Annotated in this window: 17 protein-coding genes; 8 read left to right on the top strand and 9 right to left on the bottom strand. The window is 34.1% G+C overall.

Features of this window, described 5'->3' with window-relative positions:
• Window positions 1-16: 16 nt before the first annotated feature.
• From DCS95_RS18335 to DCS95_RS18325, 3 genes are read left to right on the top strand one after another with little or no spacing between them, the layout of a single operon-like run.
• Entirely contained in the window at window positions 17-1,276 is a 1,260-nt protein-coding gene (locus DCS95_RS18335; RefSeq protein WP_116772252.1) for a dihydroorotase, read from the top strand.
• A gap of 3 nt (window positions 1,277-1,279) precedes the next feature.
• A complete protein-coding gene (locus DCS95_RS18330; protein WP_116772251.1) occupies window positions 1,280-1,609 on the top strand; it encodes a hypothetical protein in 330 nt (109 codons plus the stop codon).
• 4 nt (window positions 1,610-1,613) lie between these two features.
• On the top strand, window positions 1,614-2,273 hold the full coding sequence (locus tag DCS95_RS18325) for an alpha/beta hydrolase (protein WP_116772250.1): 660 nt from the start codon (window positions 1,614-1,616) through the stop codon (window positions 2,271-2,273).
• Here DCS95_RS18325 and DCS95_RS18320 read toward each other — a convergent pair.
• Both DCS95_RS18320 and DCS95_RS18315 read right to left on the bottom strand, forming a co-directional pair.
• A complete protein-coding gene (locus DCS95_RS18320; protein ID WP_116772249.1) occupies window positions 2,270-2,764 on the bottom strand; it encodes a hydrolase in 495 nt (164 codons plus the stop codon). The two genes, DCS95_RS18325 and DCS95_RS18320, sit on opposite strands and share 4 nt — an antisense overlap.
• A gap of 2 nt (window positions 2,765-2,766) precedes the next feature.
• Entirely contained in the window at window positions 2,767-3,543 is a 777-nt protein-coding gene (locus DCS95_RS18315) for an MBL fold metallo-hydrolase (RefSeq protein WP_116772248.1), read from the bottom strand.
• A gap of 171 nt (window positions 3,544-3,714) precedes the next feature.
• Between DCS95_RS18315 and DCS95_RS18310 the strand changes: the two genes are divergently transcribed.
• Window positions 3,715-5,169, top strand: coding sequence for a TonB-dependent receptor (locus tag DCS95_RS18310; RefSeq protein WP_116772247.1), 1,455 nt, complete (start codon window positions 3,715-3,717; stop codon window positions 5,167-5,169).
• 76 nt (window positions 5,170-5,245) lie between these two features.
• Here DCS95_RS18310 and bcp read toward each other — a convergent pair whose 3' ends face one another.
• Window positions 5,246-5,698 (bottom strand): thioredoxin-dependent thiol peroxidase, encoded by a 453-nt coding sequence (gene bcp, locus DCS95_RS18305; protein WP_116772246.1) that lies wholly within the window; start codon window positions 5,696-5,698, stop codon window positions 5,246-5,248.
• 55 nt (window positions 5,699-5,753) lie between these two features.
• On the opposite strand from bcp, the gene DCS95_RS18300 reads away from it, so the two are divergent.
• Window positions 5,754-6,416, top strand: coding sequence for an endonuclease III domain-containing protein (locus DCS95_RS18300; RefSeq protein WP_116772245.1), 663 nt, complete (start codon window positions 5,754-5,756; stop codon window positions 6,414-6,416).
• Between the two features lie 15 nt (window positions 6,417-6,431).
• On the opposite strand, the gene DCS95_RS20350 is transcribed toward DCS95_RS18300, so the two are convergent.
• The 4 genes from DCS95_RS20350 to DCS95_RS18290 all read right to left on the bottom strand — a co-directional run bounded on the left by DCS95_RS20350 (window position 6,432) and on the right by DCS95_RS18290 (window position 8,428).
• Window positions 6,432-6,575 carry a hypothetical protein gene (locus tag DCS95_RS20350; protein ID WP_164674238.1) on the bottom strand — a complete coding sequence of 48 codons (144 nt, stop codon included), beginning with the start codon at window positions 6,573-6,575 and terminating at the stop codon, window positions 6,432-6,434.
• 71 nt (window positions 6,576-6,646) lie between these two features.
• The gene (locus DCS95_RS18295; RefSeq protein WP_058103181.1) at window positions 6,647-7,228 is read right to left on the bottom strand and encodes an RNA polymerase sigma factor; all 582 of its coding nucleotides are present in this window, start codon (window positions 7,226-7,228) and stop codon (window positions 6,647-6,649) included.
• Window positions 7,229-7,628: 400 nt separating this feature from the next.
• Window positions 7,629-7,772, bottom strand: coding sequence for a hypothetical protein (locus DCS95_RS20345; RefSeq protein ID WP_164674237.1), 144 nt, complete (start codon window positions 7,770-7,772; stop codon window positions 7,629-7,631).
• 74 nt (window positions 7,773-7,846) lie between these two features.
• Complete coding sequence (locus DCS95_RS18290) at window positions 7,847-8,428, bottom strand: RNA polymerase sigma factor (protein ID WP_116772244.1); 582 nt, start codon at window positions 8,426-8,428, stop codon at window positions 7,847-7,849.
• Window positions 8,429-8,672: 244 nt separating this feature from the next.
• Between DCS95_RS18290 and uvrA the strand changes: the two genes are divergently transcribed.
• Together uvrA and DCS95_RS18280 are read left to right on the top strand one after the other, a co-directional pair.
• The gene (gene uvrA / locus DCS95_RS18285; protein WP_116772243.1) at window positions 8,673-11,453 is read left to right on the top strand and encodes an excinuclease ABC subunit UvrA; all 2,781 of its coding nucleotides are present in this window, start codon (window positions 8,673-8,675) and stop codon (window positions 11,451-11,453) included.
• A 162-nt stretch (window positions 11,454-11,615) separates the two neighbouring features.
• Window positions 11,616-12,824: a hypothetical protein gene (locus DCS95_RS18280; protein ID WP_116772242.1), complete on the top strand. Its 1,209-nt coding sequence runs from the start codon at window positions 11,616-11,618 to the stop codon at window positions 12,822-12,824.
• 67 nt (window positions 12,825-12,891) lie between these two features.
• Here DCS95_RS18280 and DCS95_RS18275 read toward each other — a convergent pair whose 3' ends face one another.
• Window positions 12,892-13,764: an RluA family pseudouridine synthase gene (locus DCS95_RS18275; RefSeq protein WP_116772241.1), complete on the bottom strand. Its 873-nt coding sequence runs from the start codon at window positions 13,762-13,764 to the stop codon at window positions 12,892-12,894.
• Between the two features lie 139 nt (window positions 13,765-13,903).
• Between DCS95_RS18275 and DCS95_RS18270 the strand changes: the two genes are divergently transcribed.
• Entirely contained in the window at window positions 13,904-14,941 is a 1,038-nt protein-coding gene (locus DCS95_RS18270) for an AI-2E family transporter (protein ID WP_116772240.1), read from the top strand.
• Here the strand turns inward: DCS95_RS18270 and DCS95_RS18265 are convergent, their stop codons facing one another.
• Window positions 14,942-16,372 carry a lipopolysaccharide biosynthesis protein gene (locus DCS95_RS18265; protein ID WP_341865205.1) on the bottom strand — a complete coding sequence of 477 codons (1,431 nt, stop codon included), beginning with the start codon at window positions 16,370-16,372 and terminating at the stop codon, window positions 14,942-14,944.
• Window positions 16,373-16,389: the final 17 nt, after the last annotated feature.

Below are 16,389 nucleotides of genomic sequence, written 5' to 3'. Positions count from 1 at the left end.
AACTACCCATAACCCTATGAATGCACTCTTAAAATCAGTTACTATAATAAATGGGAACACTACAGATCTTCATTTAAAAAAGAGAGACATTCTCATTAAGAACGGGGTCATTGAGGCTATAGAGAACCAAATTGAACCTACTGGAAAAATCAAGGTAATCGATATAAAAAACCTACATGTTTCTTTAGGCTGGTTCGATAGCGGTGTAAGTTTTGGCGAACCAGGTTATGAAGAAAGGGAAACTATTGAAAACGGACTACAAACGGCTGCAAAAAGCGGATTTACAGATGTGGTCTTAAATACCAGTAGCCACCCAACACCAGATTCAGCTTCAGATATAGTATACTTAAAAAATGCAGGAAAAGACCAATTGACAACCTTGCATCCTTTAGGAAATTTAACTGTGGGCGGTGAAGGAGAGGTTCTTGCCGAACTTTATGATATGAAAAATGCAGGAGCTTTAGGATTTTACGATTACAAGCATTCTTTGGCAAATGCCAACATGTTAAAGATAGCCTTGCAATATGCTCAAAATTTTGACGGAATGGTATTTTCGTTTCCGCTGGATAAAAGTATTTCCGGAAAAGGTATCGTAAACGAAGGAATTACAAGTACCAAATTAGGTTTAAAAGGAATACCGGCTTTAGCGGAAGAATTACAGATTGCAAGAGATTTATTCGTGTTGGAATATACTGGCGGCAAACTTTTTATACCAACGATTTCCACTGCCAAATCAGTAAAGCTTATTGCTGATGCAAAGAAGAAAGGTTTACAAGTAACCTGTAGTGTTGCAGCACATAACCTTGTGATAACCGATAGTGACCTAGAAGATTTTGACACACAATATAAAGTATTACCGCCACTTAGAACTTCAGCAGATATAAAAGCTTTACAAAAAGGTGTTGCAAACGGAACAATAGATTTAGTTACCACAGACCATACCCCTTTGAATGTTGAACTAAAACATGTGGAGTTCGATAATGCCGATTTTGGTACCATTGGTTTAGAAAGTGCTTTTGGTATGCTTAATGAATTATTCAATGTAGAAGAGACCATTGCAATACTAACAAAAGGTCGCTCTATCTTTGGCATGGAAGAACCACTATTGGAAGTGGGTCAAAAAGCGAATCTTTCGCTTTTTACAGTAAATGATACTTACGAATTTTCAAAAGATCACATTTTTAGTTCTAGTAAAAACTCCATCGCAATCGGCAAACAAATGAAAGGAAAAGTAGTAGGCGCCATTGCAAATAACCAATTAGTATTAAATGCATAAGTAGTGGAAAAAAATTCTAACATACCTGGGAAAACTACGGCTATTGTAGCCTACCTAACAATTGTAGGGGCTTTAATTGCCCTTTCTATGAATGCCGAACCACAGCACAAATTTGCTCGGTTTCATACAAGACAAGCTTTCGGACTTCACCTAATTTTTATTGCTTTTGCTCTATTAAATGCGCAATGGGGAAATGTTTATGGCTTTTATGGTCTTTACATATTCTATATTGTACTTTGGTTTTATGGCTTTATAGGCGCATTGGCAAACAAAGAACAATCGGTTCCCGTTTTGGGCCCCTATTTCCAAAAATGGTTCACTTTTATCAATTAATATCATGACAACAGCTCCCCTATCTTTAGAACACATTATTAGACCTTCTAGCCTTACCGATAAAAAACCACCAGTACTTTTTATGCTGCACGGTTACGGTAGCAATGAAGAAGATTTATTCTCTTTTGCGTCTGAATTACCTGAGGAATTATGTATAATATCCGTGCGCGCACCTTACGTTTTACAACCCTACGGTTATGCATGGTATGCCATAAATTTTGATAATGACAAAGGAAAATGGAGCGATGACGATCAAGCCATTGAATCTCGTGATAAAATAAAAAGCTTTATTGATGAAGCTTGTTCTACCTATGGCTTAGATGAAAACAATGTGAGCCTTTTAGGGTTTAGTCAAGGTACCATACTTAGTTATGCCGTGGCTTTGTCATACCCCGAAAAGGTTAATAACATTATTGCTTTAAGTGGTTATATCAATGAAAATATTCTCGTAGAAACCTATAAAGAGAACAATTTTGAACATCTTAACTTTTATTGTTCTCATGGAGACATGGATCAGGTTATCCCAATAGAATGGGCACGAAAAGCTCCTTTATTATTAGAGAAATTAAATATAAAACATGTTTTTGAAGAATTTCCCGCTGGGCATGGTGTAGCACCGCAAAATTTTTATTCGCTACAAAAATGGATTTCTACTAAACTCTAATTGCTACGGGTATATAACAAGTGATCTATTAAAGTGAAATCCACTCCGAGATCATCTTTTAGCTCATATCTAATCAATAGTTCTCCCCAATATTTTCCATCGGAAAAATCGGTCAATATCCATTTATGGTTAAGAACTTTTATCTTATTGATTTTAAAATCGTTTTGCATGCCTTCATAAGGCACTAAAGGATTATCACCCTTTTGGGCATTGGTTTCCAATAATTTATCAGCAATATAGCCAGCAGGATTTTCCAAATCTAAATGATCAAAATAAGCTAAGGCGTCATCATTATTTTCCAATGAAAAGTACTGCATATCCAATACTTTTAAAGAAGATTTCTGTACAGAATCTTTTAAAAGTTCCACTTGGTCCTCCAATTTTAAAATTTTCTCCGATCCGGCTTTTACTATGTTATTACTACTTACAAATAAGTACAGACAAATTAATGATACAAATAAAAACAGGTAAAGAAATATTTTGCTCTTCATAGTTAAATGGTAATTTTTAAATTATCATAAGCCAAATGTACATTATTAGGTAAAGATTTTTCTACCTCATTATGAAAACCAAGTAAGTGACTTATGTGTGTTAAATATGCTTTTTCTGGTTTAATTAATTCAATAAAGTCCAGAGCCTCTTCTAAATTAAAATGTGAAATATGAGGCTCTTGTCGTAATGCGTTTACCACTACCACTTTAGAACCTTTAATTTTTTCCAATTCTTCTGGCGCTATAGTTTTAACATCCGTTAAATAGGTAAAATCGCCTATTCTATACCCAAAAACCTGCACTTTATTATGCATAACATTAATGGGTGTTACCAACCTATCGCCAATTGTAAATGGGTGATTATTATTTACCAAATGAATATCAACAGTGGGTGCCCCAGGGTATTTATCTTTTTCCACAAAAATGTAGTCAAATCTTTTCTTTAAAGAGGCCACTACCCTACTATGTGCATACAGCGGAATGTTACCCTGTCTAAAAAAATAGGGGCGAATATCATCTAAACCGGCAGTATGATCAGAATGCTCATGAGTATACAAAATACCGTCAAGTCGAGTTACGTTCTGCTTCAGCATTTGTTGCCTAAAATCTGGACCACAATCAATAACATAGTTATATTCTTTCCATGAAAGTAATACCGAAACCCGAAGTCTTTTATCTTTTTGATCACTACTCAAACAAACAGGATGCGTACTGCCAATAATTGGAATACCTTGAGAAGTTCCCGTTCCTAAAAAAGTAACACTTAATTCATTGGTCATGTGCTACAAATTTAATTCCTTTTTAATAAAATTGATGATGGAATTTAAATAGATTGACAGAAATGAAAGGCAATTAAAACAATTACCAAAACTTCTTCCAATTTTTCACGGCTATTGCTCGTTGTCACAACCATTCTTTATAACTTTGTTAAAAGTTAAACAGCTAACAAAATGGCATCGGTATTAAAAAGAGATAGTGTTTTTGAAAATATTCCCTCTATAAAGGCAAAAACCTTAAGAATAAATTTAAATCCGGATATCTACGGAACTTTTGCAGAAATTGGCGCCGGGCAAGAAACTGCCCGTCATTTCTTTAGGTCCGGTGGTGCATCTGGCACCATTGCCAAGGCAATGAGTGCTTATGATAAAGATTTTAGTGATGCTATTTACGGCATAGAATCTGATGGACGCTATGTAACCCAAGCAAGATTAAAAACAATGCTGGATTACGAAATGCAGTTAATGGAAGAACGTATTAGCAGAGAAAACCACCCTGAAAGATTGTTTTTCTCATATGCAAATACAGTAGCGACCATAGATTTTTCAAAGCGTTACAAAGGTCATGGATGGGTAGGAATTAGGTACCAATTAGACCCTAATCAAAAAGAATTCGACGAGATCATTCTTCACATTCGTTTTAAGCAGAACGAAGCAAGATTACAACAAGAAACTTTGGGTATACTGGGCGTTAACTTAATTTATGGTGCTTTTTACAAATATCATAAACCAAAGAAAATGTTGAAATATCTATATGACCATATAGATAAAGATATATTGGAAATTGACATGATCAATTTCTCCGGACCAAATTTTAAAGAGGTAGATAATCGTTTAATGAGCTTACAGCTTATTAAAAATGATATGACAGATGCCGTAATGTTCGGTCCAGATGGTAATAACCTTTTACCTGCTGCCGTTCTTTACAAAAAGAACATATTGGCTTTACGTGGTAGTTTTAGACCCGTTACCAAGGTCAATTTAGACATGTTTGAAAAGTCATATGACATTTTCATTAGAGATAAAGGTGTTGATCAAAACAATACTATTGTAATTTTTGAAATAACACTTTCAAACCTAAAAGCTTCTGGTGAAATTGACGAGCAAGACTTTATGGACAGAGCAGAATTACTGTGTTCTCTAGGTCATTCTGTAATGATTTCTAAATTTCAAGAGTATTATAAATTAGTAGAATATTTTAACAATTATACCAAGAACAGAATTGGTCTTACCATGGGTGTCAACAACCTGGTAGATATATTCGATGAGAAATATTACCGCCATTTAAGTGGTGGTATACTTGAAGCTTTTGGTAAATTATTCTTTAAGGATTTACAGGTATACTTGTACCCAATGAAAAACCCAGATACCGGGCAGATCATGACAAGTAACAATGTTAAAGTACACCCACGTATGAAAGAGTTGTACAAATTCTTTAAATACAATGGAAAGGTAATGGACATTATAGATTACGAACCAGATGTTATGCATATTTTCTCTAGAGATGTTCTTAAGAAGCTTATGAACAATGAAGATGGTTGGGAAGAAATGTTACCTGAAGGTATTGCGGAAATTATAAAGCAAAAACAATTGTTCACTAGAAAAACTGAAGAACAAGAAACAAAATAAGCATCTAAACAATACTGATACAAAGTATAAAAGCCCACTACTAGTGGGCTTTTTATTTATTTATAAATATTGACAATCAATCTAATAACTGAGCTGCATGGTCTTTTGTTTTTACCTTATCAATCACTTTCGTAACAATTCCATCACCATCAATTACAAAGGTTTTTCTATGAATACCATCATACTCACGCCCCATAAATTTCTTCAATCCCCACACACCAAATGCATTGATTACCGTATGATCTTCATCTGCCAATAAAGGAAAAGGAAACTCATATTTATTTCTAAAATTGGTCTGCCTTTTTTCAGAATCCGCGCTTACACCCAAAAGTTCATATCCTTGAGCTTGTAATTCAGCATAATTATCCCTTAAATTGCAAGCTTCTGCAGTACAACCTGGTGTACTTGCTTTAGGATAGAAAAATACGATTAATTTTTTCCCTTTAAAGTCTGTTAAATTGACCGTATTTCCATCTTGATCTTTTGCAGAAAACGATGGTACTTTATCACCAACTTTTAATGTATTCATCTATGATATTTTTTAAATTTGTGTTTAAATATTTTCAATCAAAATTAAACAATTAATGACGAAAGCCGAAAAAATAGCTTTTACAATTGATACTTTACAAGAGTTATATCCTGAAATTCCTGTTCCTTTAGACCATAAAGACCCATATACATTATTAATTGCCGTATTGATGTCGGCACAAAGTACAGATGTAAGGGTCAACAAAATTACCCCATTACTTTTTGCCAGGGCAGACAACCCATATGACATGGTTAAGCTAAGTGTAGATGAGATTAGGGAAATTATAAAACCCGTAGGTTTGTCTCCTATGAAAGCCAAAGGTATTCATGGATTATCTAAAATATTGATAGACAAACATAATGGTGAAGTACCCCAGAATTTGCCAGATTTAGAAGAATTACCGGCAGTTGGCCATAAAACGGCGAGTGTGGTAATATCTCAAGCATTTGGTATACCGGCATTTCCTGTAGACACCCATATACATAGGTTGCTATACAGGTGGGGTTTTACCAACGGTAAAAATGTAGTACAAACAGAAAAGGATGCTAAAAGATTATTTCCAAAAGAAATATGGAACGATCTTCATTTACAAATTATTTGGTATGGTAGAGAATACTCACCAGCTAGAGGATGGGATCTTGAAAAAGATATCATTACAAAGACCATTGGAAGAAAAACAGTACTTAACGACTACTATAAAAATAAAAAAACCCGCTAATTGCGGGTTTTTTTATTAATTCAAAAATGTTTCGAATTCTAAATCTTCGTATTCAAACTCATAGAGCGCTTGTGAATAGCTCAATAAGAAATTGATTGTTTTAGGACATACTTTGTTAAATCCGGTCTGTTCTTGGTAATCTGAGTAAATTTTTTCCATACTTCCTACGTTGTTACAATAAAATAACGCAGCAAATTTGGAAATATTGTTTATTTAATTTCTACTCCATATTAATTGGTAAGAACGATGTTGTTTTTTTCTATGATTTTTCTAAGGTTTATTAATGCATAACGCATTCTACCAAGAGCAGTATTTATGCTAACACCCGTATTTTCAGATATTTCCTTAAAGCTCATATCTTTATAGATACGCATTAAAAGCACTTCTTTTTGATCATCTGGTAACTCTTCAACCAATTGTCTAAGATCAGTATCTATTTGATTTTTTATTAATTGTTTTTCGGCGTTCAACTTATCATCTCCAATTACAGAGAAAATATTAAAGTCATCGCTACCTTCAAACATTGGCATTCTCTTGTTTCTTCTAAAGTGATCAATAATAAGGTTATGTGAAATTCTCATTACCCATGGTAAAAATTTACCTTCTTCACTATACTTACCTCTTTTTAAAGTTTTGATTACTTTAATAAAAGTATCTTGAAAAATGTCTTCTGTGATATCCCTATCTAAAACCTTAGAATAGATAAAACTAGTAATACGTTGATTGTGTCTGTTAATTAAAATTTCAAGGGCACCTTCGTTACCATTGATATAATCCTTAACTAATTCTGAGTCTTCAATTTGTAGTTTCATACGAGTTACTTTCTTTAATTGGTTAAGATTGGGAAAATCTTTTTAGTTAATTGGTTTGTTTTTTATTTCTGATATAAAACTATAGAAAAGGGGGGCTGTAGGAAAAAGTATGTTGTCAAACCGCGTTTTTTTGATGTGAAACATCGAAAAAGTATATTTCCATACAATAAATAGTATTTAGCATAGTTCGGCGGGTAAATTGTAAGAAAGCAGCAAATGTGATAATTGCCCATAAGTATTGCAATACAATGGAATACATATATATAAGGAGTTATAATAAATTATTGTCCTACAAGAAAAATATTCTCAATAAACTGAGTTTTTAAAAAGTTTTAAGAATTGGGCATAAAAAAACCCTTAAGCAATTGCTTAAGGGTTTATATATAATGTAAGATTGTTCTTAGTTTAAATTCGTCTCGAACTGTAATCCATCTGCTTCGGTAATATTCAAAGACTTAGAATAAGATAGTAAAAACTGAATTGTTTCTGGTTTAGCTTTTACCTCTTTAGTGTTACTCTGGTTCTTTGTGTATATTTTTTCCATGCTATATGTTGTTTAGGTTCATCTAAAGAACGACACATACATGAAGATAGTAGATCCACTCGACCTAAGACCAATTAATTCGTTAAAACTATATTATTAGCTTCCACAAGCTTTCTTAAGTTGATTAAAGCGTAACGCATTCTGCCTAAAGCGGTATTAATACTCACGCCAGTATTATCGGAAATTTCCTTAAAGCTCATATCCTTATATATACGCATCTCTAGAACCTCTTGTTGATCTTCAGGAAGTTCTTTGATCATTCTTAAAAGATCAGTGTCAATTTGTTCCTTTATCAATTGCTTTTCTGCATTCAATCTATCATCACCTAATAAAGAAAAGATATTATAGCTTTCTTTACTATTGTACATAGGCATTCTATTATGCTTTCTAAAATGGTCGATGACCAAATTATGAGCTATTCGCATTACCCAAGGTAAAAATTTACCTTCTTCATTATAAGCACCTCTTTTAAGGGTACGTATAACTTTCATAAATGTATCTTGAAAAATATCTTCGGTCAATTCGCGGTCACCTACTTTAGAATAGATAAAACCGGTTAAGCGAGAATTGTGACGGTTGATCAAAGCTTCGATAGCTTTTTCGTCACCTAGAATGTATTGTTTTACTAATTGGGAATCTTCAACTTGTACTACCATAACGTTACTTGTAGGGTTAAAATGCAGCCCCAAATTCAAAAAGAATAAGGGTCTAATGGTTAAATTCTAACTTTTAAAAGTAATGTTGCGTTATAGGCGAATTGAATTATAATGAGATTCCAAAGATATAAAAAAATAAATACTCTTATAAAAATGTGAAAATTTCTTCCGATAAATTTAGATAAGCGGCATTTTTTAGTTCAGAAAAAAGGCAAAGTGTATCTTTGTAATCTTAGATATTTTTATGCCCACACTTGCCGAAGTAAATCCGAAAGAGAACATTATAATTAAGGGTGCTAAACTGCACAACTTAAAAAATATAGATGTTGTAATACCTAGAAATAAGCTGGTTGTCATTACCGGTTTATCTGGCTCTGGTAAATCTAGTCTAGCTTTTGATACACTGTATGCTGAAGGTCAAAGACGATATGTAGAAAGTTTATCTTCTTATGCCCGACAGTTTTTGGGCAAGCTAGACAAACCAAAAGTAGATTATATTAAAGGTATAGCCCCCGCTATTGCTATTGAGCAAAAAGTAAACTCTACCAACCCAAGGTCTACGGTGGGCACCACAACTGAGATATATGATTATATAAAATTATTATACGCACGTATAGGCAAGACTTTTTCCCCTATTTCTGGCAAGGAAGTAAAAAAACATACCGTAACCGATGTTGTGGATCATGTAAAAAGCTATGATGAGGGCACAAAGTTATTACTACTGGCACCTATTACCATTCGGGAAGATAGAGATGCCCTAAAATCTTTGGAGTTATTTTCAAAACAAGGTTATGCACGTATTAAGTATAACGACAAAGTAATTCGTATTGACCAAGCACCCGAAGATATTGGAAAGCAATTTGATCTAGTAATTGACAGGATCATTACCAAAGACGACGAGGATTTTTATAATCGACTGGCAAATGCTGTGGATACTGCCTTTTTTGAAGGTAAAGGCGAATGTATGATAGAGGAATTGGCAGATGGCGAACAAACACTTTTTAGCAATAAGTTTGAGCTAGATGGCATGACGTTCTTAGAACCAAATGTTCACCTTTTTAGCTTTAACAATCCGTATGGCGCCTGTCCTAAATGTGAAGGCTACGGAGATGTTATTGGTATAGATGAAGATTTAGTTGTACCAAATACAGCATTATCCGTTTACGAAAATGCAATTTTCCCATGGAGAGGAGAAAGCATGAGTTTTTACAGAGATCAACTGGTCAACTCGGCATACAAATATGATTTTCCTATTCATAAACCATGGTTTGAACTTTCTGAAGAGCAAAAACAACTGGTATGGGACGGAAATGCACATTTTATAGGACTTCATAAGTTCTTTGGAATGTTAGAAGAGAAAAGCTATAAAATTCAGAACAGGGTAATGCTCTCTAGATATAGAGGAAAAACCAAATGTAATGTCTGTAATGGAAAACGTTTACGACCGGAAACGGATTATGTAAAAGTTGGGGGAGCCTCTATTTCGTCTTTAGTTGGTTTGTCCATAGAAAAATTAATAGCCTTCTTTAATGAACTTGAGCTGAATGAAAATGATGCTACAATTGCGTCAAGGCTTTTGATTGAAATAAACACTCGTTTAGGTTTTTTGGATAAGGTGGGATTAAATTACCTTACCATTAATAGAAAATCCAATACCCTATCAGGTGGGGAAAGTCAGCGAATAAATTTGGCAACTTCATTAGGTAGTAGTTTGGTAGGATCCATGTACATATTAGATGAACCAAGTATAGGTTTGCATCCACGAGATACTGAAAATTTAATTGAAGTCTTGCTCTCGTTACGTAATCTAGGGAATACCGTAATTGTAGTTGAACATGATGAGGATATCATGAAAGCTGCAGATGTGGTTATTGATATAGGTCCGGAAGCCGGTACACATGGCGGTGAAGTAGTAGCTCAAGGCACCCTTACTGAAATACTTAAATCAAAATCGCTCACAGCTCAGTATTTAAATGGAAAAATGGAGATTAAAGTTCCCAAAGAACGTAGAACTTCTAAAAACCATATTACCATAAATGGCGTGCGCGAACACAACCTAAAGAATATCAATGTAACTTTTCCTTTAGATATGCTTACTGTGGTTACGGGAGTATCCGGTAGTGGAAAAAGTACTTTGGTGAAGAAACTGCTGTATCCTATTGTATTAAAAGAAACCGGTGGTTATGGAGAAAAAGCAGGTCAGCATACATCCGTTGAAGGTAAATTTAAACATATTAAGCATGTAGAATTTGTAGACCAAAACCCCATTGGTAGGTCTTCACGCTCTAATCCTGTAACCTATATAAAAGCATACGACGATATTAGAAGCTTGTATGCCGGTCAAAAACTGAGCAAAATAAGAAACTACCAGGCAAAGCATTTTTCATTTAATGTTGATGGAGGAAGATGTGAGAAATGTAAAGGAGAAGGTGAGATTACCGTAGAAATGCAGTTTATGGCAGATGTGCATTTAGAATGCGAAACTTGTGGCGGTAAAAGGTTTAAAAAAGAAGTATTGGAAGTAACCTTCAATAATGCCAACATTGACGATGTACTTAATATGACTATTGATGATGCTATTCAGTTTTTTGAAACCGGAGAGCAGACCAAAATTGTAACCAAATTAAAACCTTTACAAGATGTAGGTTTAGGCTATGTAACTTTAGGGCAATCATCTTCTACCCTATCCGGTGGTGAGGCTCAACGTATTAAACTGGCTTCTTTCTTAATTAAAGGAAGCACTAAAGAAAAGGCACTTTTCATTTTTGACGAACCAACAACGGGTTTACATTTTCACGATATTCAAAAATTATTAAAGTCCTTTAATGCACTAATAAAGAAAGGACATTCTATTGTAGTCATTGAGCATAATATCGACTTAATAAAATGTGCAGACTACATCATTGATCTTGGACGGGGTGGTGGAGAAAATGGGGGACAATTATTAGCCGAAGGTACTCCAGAAGAGGTTGTAAAAAGTAAAAAATCGTACACAGCAAACTACCTAAAAGAGAAAATAAATTAATTTTACTTAAAAAACAAAGTATTCAAATATATTTTAAACCATTGATTATCAGAATCATAATCAATGGTTTTGTTTTTTGGCACGCTGTTTGTAATGTACTAAGGGAATGTAAATAATTACATTTAGAACAACTGCCTAAGGGGCAGATTTAAACCTTATATTATGAAGAACTTAGTACTCCTTTTTACAGCGATGATTTTTAGCACCACAGGTGTTTTCGCTTCAGGTATTAGCGAAGATAAGGTTGCAACCAGCAATACTTATAGATATGACAACTCATTTATTTTTATAGAAAACGGAATTACTTTTTCTGTTTACCCAGATGGTGAATTCGATTTTTATATCGAAAACCAAGTAACAGGTAGTAAGAACGGAGTTACGTTCAACTCAGGTTACGACTATAGTCCTTATGCTCAATATGATGATTATGGTGCAGTTATTCAAGTAGAAAACGTGCCTATCTATTATGATTATTATGGTCGTGTTAGTCAAATTGGTGATGTTGACATCAACTATAGAAATAACAGAGTGCGTAATATAGGTGGTATGTATGTATATTATAACAACCGTGGTTTTTATGATTACCATACTGGTTACATAAATGTGTACAATAGAAACTATGTTTACCGTCCTTTCCATAGATGGTTTGTTAGACCGGCAATTGGTTTTAGTTTGGTATTCAATAGTCCATATAGAAGATATTATACACCAGTAAGATATTCTTACTATAGACCTTACAGAAATAATTTTAGAAGGGCATATGTAAATATTGGTAAGCCTTATAGATATAACAAAGTAAGAAGAAATAGAGCTAACATTTATAGAAACGACAAACGTGTTGCGGTTAGAAACAATACGTACAGAAGTAATAGAACTGTAGCCAAAAGAGATAATGGTTTAAGAACAAGTAGAACAGTAGCTTCTAATAACACGTCAAGGAACAATAGAAATTCAACGGTTAAAAGATCAACAACAGTAAAACGTAGTAATACCAATAACGGTAGAGCCGTTCAAAACAGATCTGTAACCAGAAGTTCTAAAAACGGTACGGTTAAAAGAAGTACAAGCACTACCGTAAACCGTAGCACACCTAATAGAACCGTAACTAAAAGAGAAGTTACACGTACACCAAGAAGTACAACCGTAAAAAGAAGTACAACAACGTATAAAAAGCCCGTTAGGAAAAGTGCAAATACTAGAACCGCTACTACTACAAGAACACAACGTAGTACAGTTACTAGAAAAGCGACTAAGAGTCCTTCTAGAAGTACGGTAAGTAGAAGCTCTAGTTCAAGAACCGTAAGTAAAGCTCCGTCTAGAAGCTCAAGCTCTAGAACTAGTGCAGCCACTAGAAGTAGCAGAAGAAATTAAAAGAAGTTTTTAGGTTGGTTAGTTGTAAAGCGCCGTATTGAATTCATTCATTGCGGCGCTTTTTTTATTATTCAAAATGCATTTCTGGAAATAATTTGATAAACATCTTTGGTAGACTAGAAGATATATTCATTTCCTCATGTGTAATAGGATGTATGAACTGAAGTTTACTTGCGTGTAAATACATTCCTTTTCCTTTTAACTGCAAACCATCTAAATAATAGGTAGCGTCCCCTAAAATTGGATGACCAATAGATAATAGGTGTTTTCTAAGTTGATGCCTTCGACCAGTATGTGGACTCAGTGCTACCAAATTTAAAAATGAAAATCTTTCTGATACTACCGATGCCATAACTTTAAAAGTTGAACTAGCAGGTTTATCATCGATTTTTAATTCAATACTACCTTCAGGTTGCATTGCACCAATGGTAACGGCATTATACTCTTTAGCTATTTTTTTATATTCAAATAACCGATTTAGTTTGGTGATAACACTACTGGTTTTACCTACTAAAAGTAAACCTGTAGTTGCATAATCCAAACGATGTGCCGGTTGAGGACTAACCGCATCTGCCGCTTTACTAGGGTTTAGATTCTGAACCAATGCATTAGCTACCGTCTTGAAACCGTTACCACTTACCAAAATGCCCGCTGGTTTGTTGATAACAGCCAAATACTCATCTTCATAAACCACATCTAATTTAAGAACAAGTCGTGTTTTCGTTTTTTGATCAGAAGTAAACTGGTACTCTATTCTTTCACCACCTTTAATTACGGTAGCTGAACTGGCTATTTGCCCATTAACTGTTATCAGACTTTTTTTGAGCGCTTTTTTTAAAGCCGATTTGGTTGCAATTTGTTGAAACACCCCTACTCCATACTCCTGCAACCTCATTGGACAGGAAATTTCTTCAACTATATGTGTCTGTTTTAAAGTCATTGCAGCCCCAAAGTTAACTAGGTTTCATCAGTTATCGCTAAAAATACTTTAGGACTACTAAAATACGTATGTGAGTTAACCAAGCTACGTATATAAGTTTAATTTTCACCCAGTTAACAATCCATCTTCAACAACCGCAATGAAAAAAATTAATCACAAGGTTCTTAGGCAACTCATTATATTGTCTCTTATTATTTTTTTAGGCGGATTGATCATCAAATACATGCTTCCTTATATTTCTGGAGTCTTGGGTGCACTCACGCTTTACGTAGTGCTTAGAAAATGGATGCTAAAATTGATTAATAAAGGAGTTAAAAGAATGTGGGCGGCCATACTGCTCATATTCATAGCTTTCATTGGAATTTTTATCCCTTTGACCGGAGCAGGATTCATGCTGAGCTCAGAATTAGGAAATTTAGCAGATAAATCGGAACAGGTAACCAAAGCTTTTAAAGACCAGTTATTTCAAGTAGAGAAATATATAGATTATGATGTCTCGTCTACCATTGACCCCAAACAGGCATCGGGTTGGTTAACGGATAATATGCAAGGTTTTGCGAGTGGTACATTTAATGTATTTATATCTCTAGGCATCTTGTTATTTCTACTATACTACATGCTTAAAAGCCCTAAACAGCTCAAAGATTCATTGCTTGAATATATTCCCTTAAGTAATAAAAACCTGGTAACCTTAGGTAAGGAAATTGACAACGTAGTACGATCAAATGCCATAGCTATTCCACTAGTTGCTTTAGCCCAAGGTATTATTGCGCTCATCGGATTCTATATTTTTGGCGTAGACAATCCGTTATTTTGGTTTGTGATAGTGACAATTGGTTCTATGATTCCGTTTATAGGCACCTTTGTAGGCATATTCCCTGTTTTTGTATTGAGTTTAGCAAGCGGCGATGAGTTTCAAGCTTGGGGAATATTGATTTATGGAATTTTAGTAGTGGGCATGACAGACAACCTAATTCGACTTTTTGTTTTGAAATCACTTGATAGCACTCACCCGTTAATCACACTAATTGGGGTGTTAATAGGTATTCCGTTATTTGGATTCGTAGGTTTAATATTTGGTCCGCTTATCATTAATTTATTCCTCATCATTGTTAAGATATACAAGCAGCAATACGGTATTCAAAAATCAAGCAAACAAGAAGAAAATAGAATGTAATCAACGCTTTAAAAACTTGTTCAAAAACCCATAAACATCTTCAGATATTTTAAAACGATACAGGAACGTAACATAAACCAATATCATTAAAATGCTTTTTAAAACTATGTTCACCAACGGATGAAAAGAAAATGAGAATGTAGAAAAAACAATCCCTATAACTATCAATAAACCCAATACCTTTACTGTTTCATTGGTAAAAGGTTGCATTTTAAATTTTGACTTTACGTAGCCAAGTTTTAAGGTATTATACACGAAAAAGGCACTAAAACTAGCTATGGCCGCCCCATCTATTCCAAAATTTGGAATTAACCAAAGATTAAATAAAATGGCAAGAACTGCCAACAAAACCCCAAATAATAAAATAGATGTGTAGTAGTCCGAATTGAACAGAATAGAATTATTATTTCCCAAAATTGCATCGAACACCTTTGCCAAACCCACCCAAAATACGATCATAAAACCACCAGAATATTTCTCGGGCAAAAATTCGTAAAGCTCATTAAGGTTTAAAAGAATCAATAGAAATAGAATTCCAGATACAATGAACAACGTCAATGAACTTTTTTGATATAACTGTGAAAGTGCAGCCATATCTTTATTATTTAGATATGTTGCCGTTAATGGATATGTAATTTGATGCATTGCTTTAGATGGCACGGCTATGGTTGATGCTATAAAACCAGCCACTGCGTAGAATGCCACATTTTCAAGTTCAAGATAATTGTTCAACATTACCTTATCTATCTCTAATAAAACAATTGCAGTTGATCCTCCAAGAATTATTAAGGCACTATATCTTACTATATTTTTCCAATTATCAGGTAGTTTAAAATCTAATCTTGGGGCTCTTAAGCTAAAAGAGTATAGTTTCATTATTAATGCACGAGCTAAATAAAACCCTATCAAAGCATTAATAAAAAAATCGATTTCAATTAATTTGAACCATAGCAGAATCAATAAAATGGTTTGCCCCACCCTACAAAATATCTCTTTCATAAAGTTACCGAACATAGATTTCATCTGTATTCGTGCCCAGGCATAAAAGACCTCAAAATAAGACATTGCCATACCGGCCAAAAAAATATGCCAAACATAATCTTTAACCACATCATTTTGTCGAGAAAGTAAACTACCAATCGCATCATTGGCAACATAGCTAATAAAAGCAACAGGAATAATCAATACCAACGGTAATACCAGCATAAGAGTCAAAAATGAATCTTGACTTTTTTCATTCTTAAAACTAGAATAAAACTTCACCAAACTATTAGGCACCCCAAATGCCAAAATGGGCATTAATACAGCAGACACAGACAATATAACCTGTATTAGACCATAATTACTGGGTTGCATAAAATTGGTGTACAAAAACAAGGTATTGGCCGCCCCAATTGCAAAACCAATATAGGTTACAATTGTATTGTTCAAAGATTGTTTAAGTACGA

Origin of the sequence: Maribacter litoralis, assembly GCF_003075045.1 — a bacterium.
GTDB classification, from domain to species: Bacteria; Bacteroidota; Bacteroidia; order Flavobacteriales; family Flavobacteriaceae; genus Maribacter; species Maribacter litoralis.
This window is presented reverse-complemented; position numbering and strand designations above follow the sequence as displayed.

Excerpts from the sequence above, each read along its gene's own strand:
- DCS95_RS18335 (WP_116772252.1), top strand. The coding sequence starts at position 17 with ATGAATGCACTCTTAAAATCAGTTACTATAATAAATGGGAACACTACA.
- DCS95_RS18290 (WP_116772244.1), bottom strand. The coding sequence starts at position 8,428 with ATGGTAGTACAAGTTGAAGATTCCCAATTAGTAAAACAATACATTCTA.
- DCS95_RS20350 (WP_164674238.1), bottom strand. The coding sequence starts at position 6,575 with ATGGAAAAAATTTACTCAGATTACCAAGAACAGACCGGATTTAACAAA.
- DCS95_RS18300 (WP_116772245.1), top strand. The coding sequence starts at position 5,754 with ATGACGAAAGCCGAAAAAATAGCTTTTACAATTGATACTTTACAAGAG.
- DCS95_RS18315 (WP_116772248.1), bottom strand. The coding sequence starts at position 3,543 with ATGACCAATGAATTAAGTGTTACTTTTTTAGGAACGGGAACTTCTCAA.
- DCS95_RS18325 (WP_116772250.1), top strand. The coding sequence starts at position 1,614 with ATGACAACAGCTCCCCTATCTTTAGAACACATTATTAGACCTTCTAGC.
- DCS95_RS18280 (WP_116772242.1), top strand. The coding sequence starts at position 11,616 with ATGAAGAACTTAGTACTCCTTTTTACAGCGATGATTTTTAGCACCACA.
- DCS95_RS18295 (WP_058103181.1), bottom strand. The coding sequence starts at position 7,228 with ATGAAACTACAAATTGAAGACTCAGAATTAGTTAAGGATTATATCAAT.
- DCS95_RS20345 (WP_164674237.1), bottom strand. The coding sequence starts at position 7,772 with ATGGAAAAAATATACACAAAGAACCAGAGTAACACTAAAGAGGTAAAA.
- DCS95_RS18320 (WP_116772249.1), bottom strand. The coding sequence starts at position 2,764 with ATGAAGAGCAAAATATTTCTTTACCTGTTTTTATTTGTATCATTAATT.
- DCS95_RS18275 (WP_116772241.1), bottom strand. The coding sequence starts at position 13,764 with ATGACTTTAAAACAGACACATATAGTTGAAGAAATTTCCTGTCCAATG.
- bcp (WP_116772246.1), bottom strand. The coding sequence starts at position 5,698 with ATGAATACATTAAAAGTTGGTGATAAAGTACCATCGTTTTCTGCAAAA.
- DCS95_RS18310 (WP_116772247.1), top strand. The coding sequence starts at position 3,715 with ATGGCATCGGTATTAAAAAGAGATAGTGTTTTTGAAAATATTCCCTCT.
- DCS95_RS18270 (WP_116772240.1), top strand. The coding sequence starts at position 13,904 with ATGAAAAAAATTAATCACAAGGTTCTTAGGCAACTCATTATATTGTCT.
- uvrA (WP_116772243.1), top strand. The coding sequence starts at position 8,673 with ATGCCCACACTTGCCGAAGTAAATCCGAAAGAGAACATTATAATTAAG.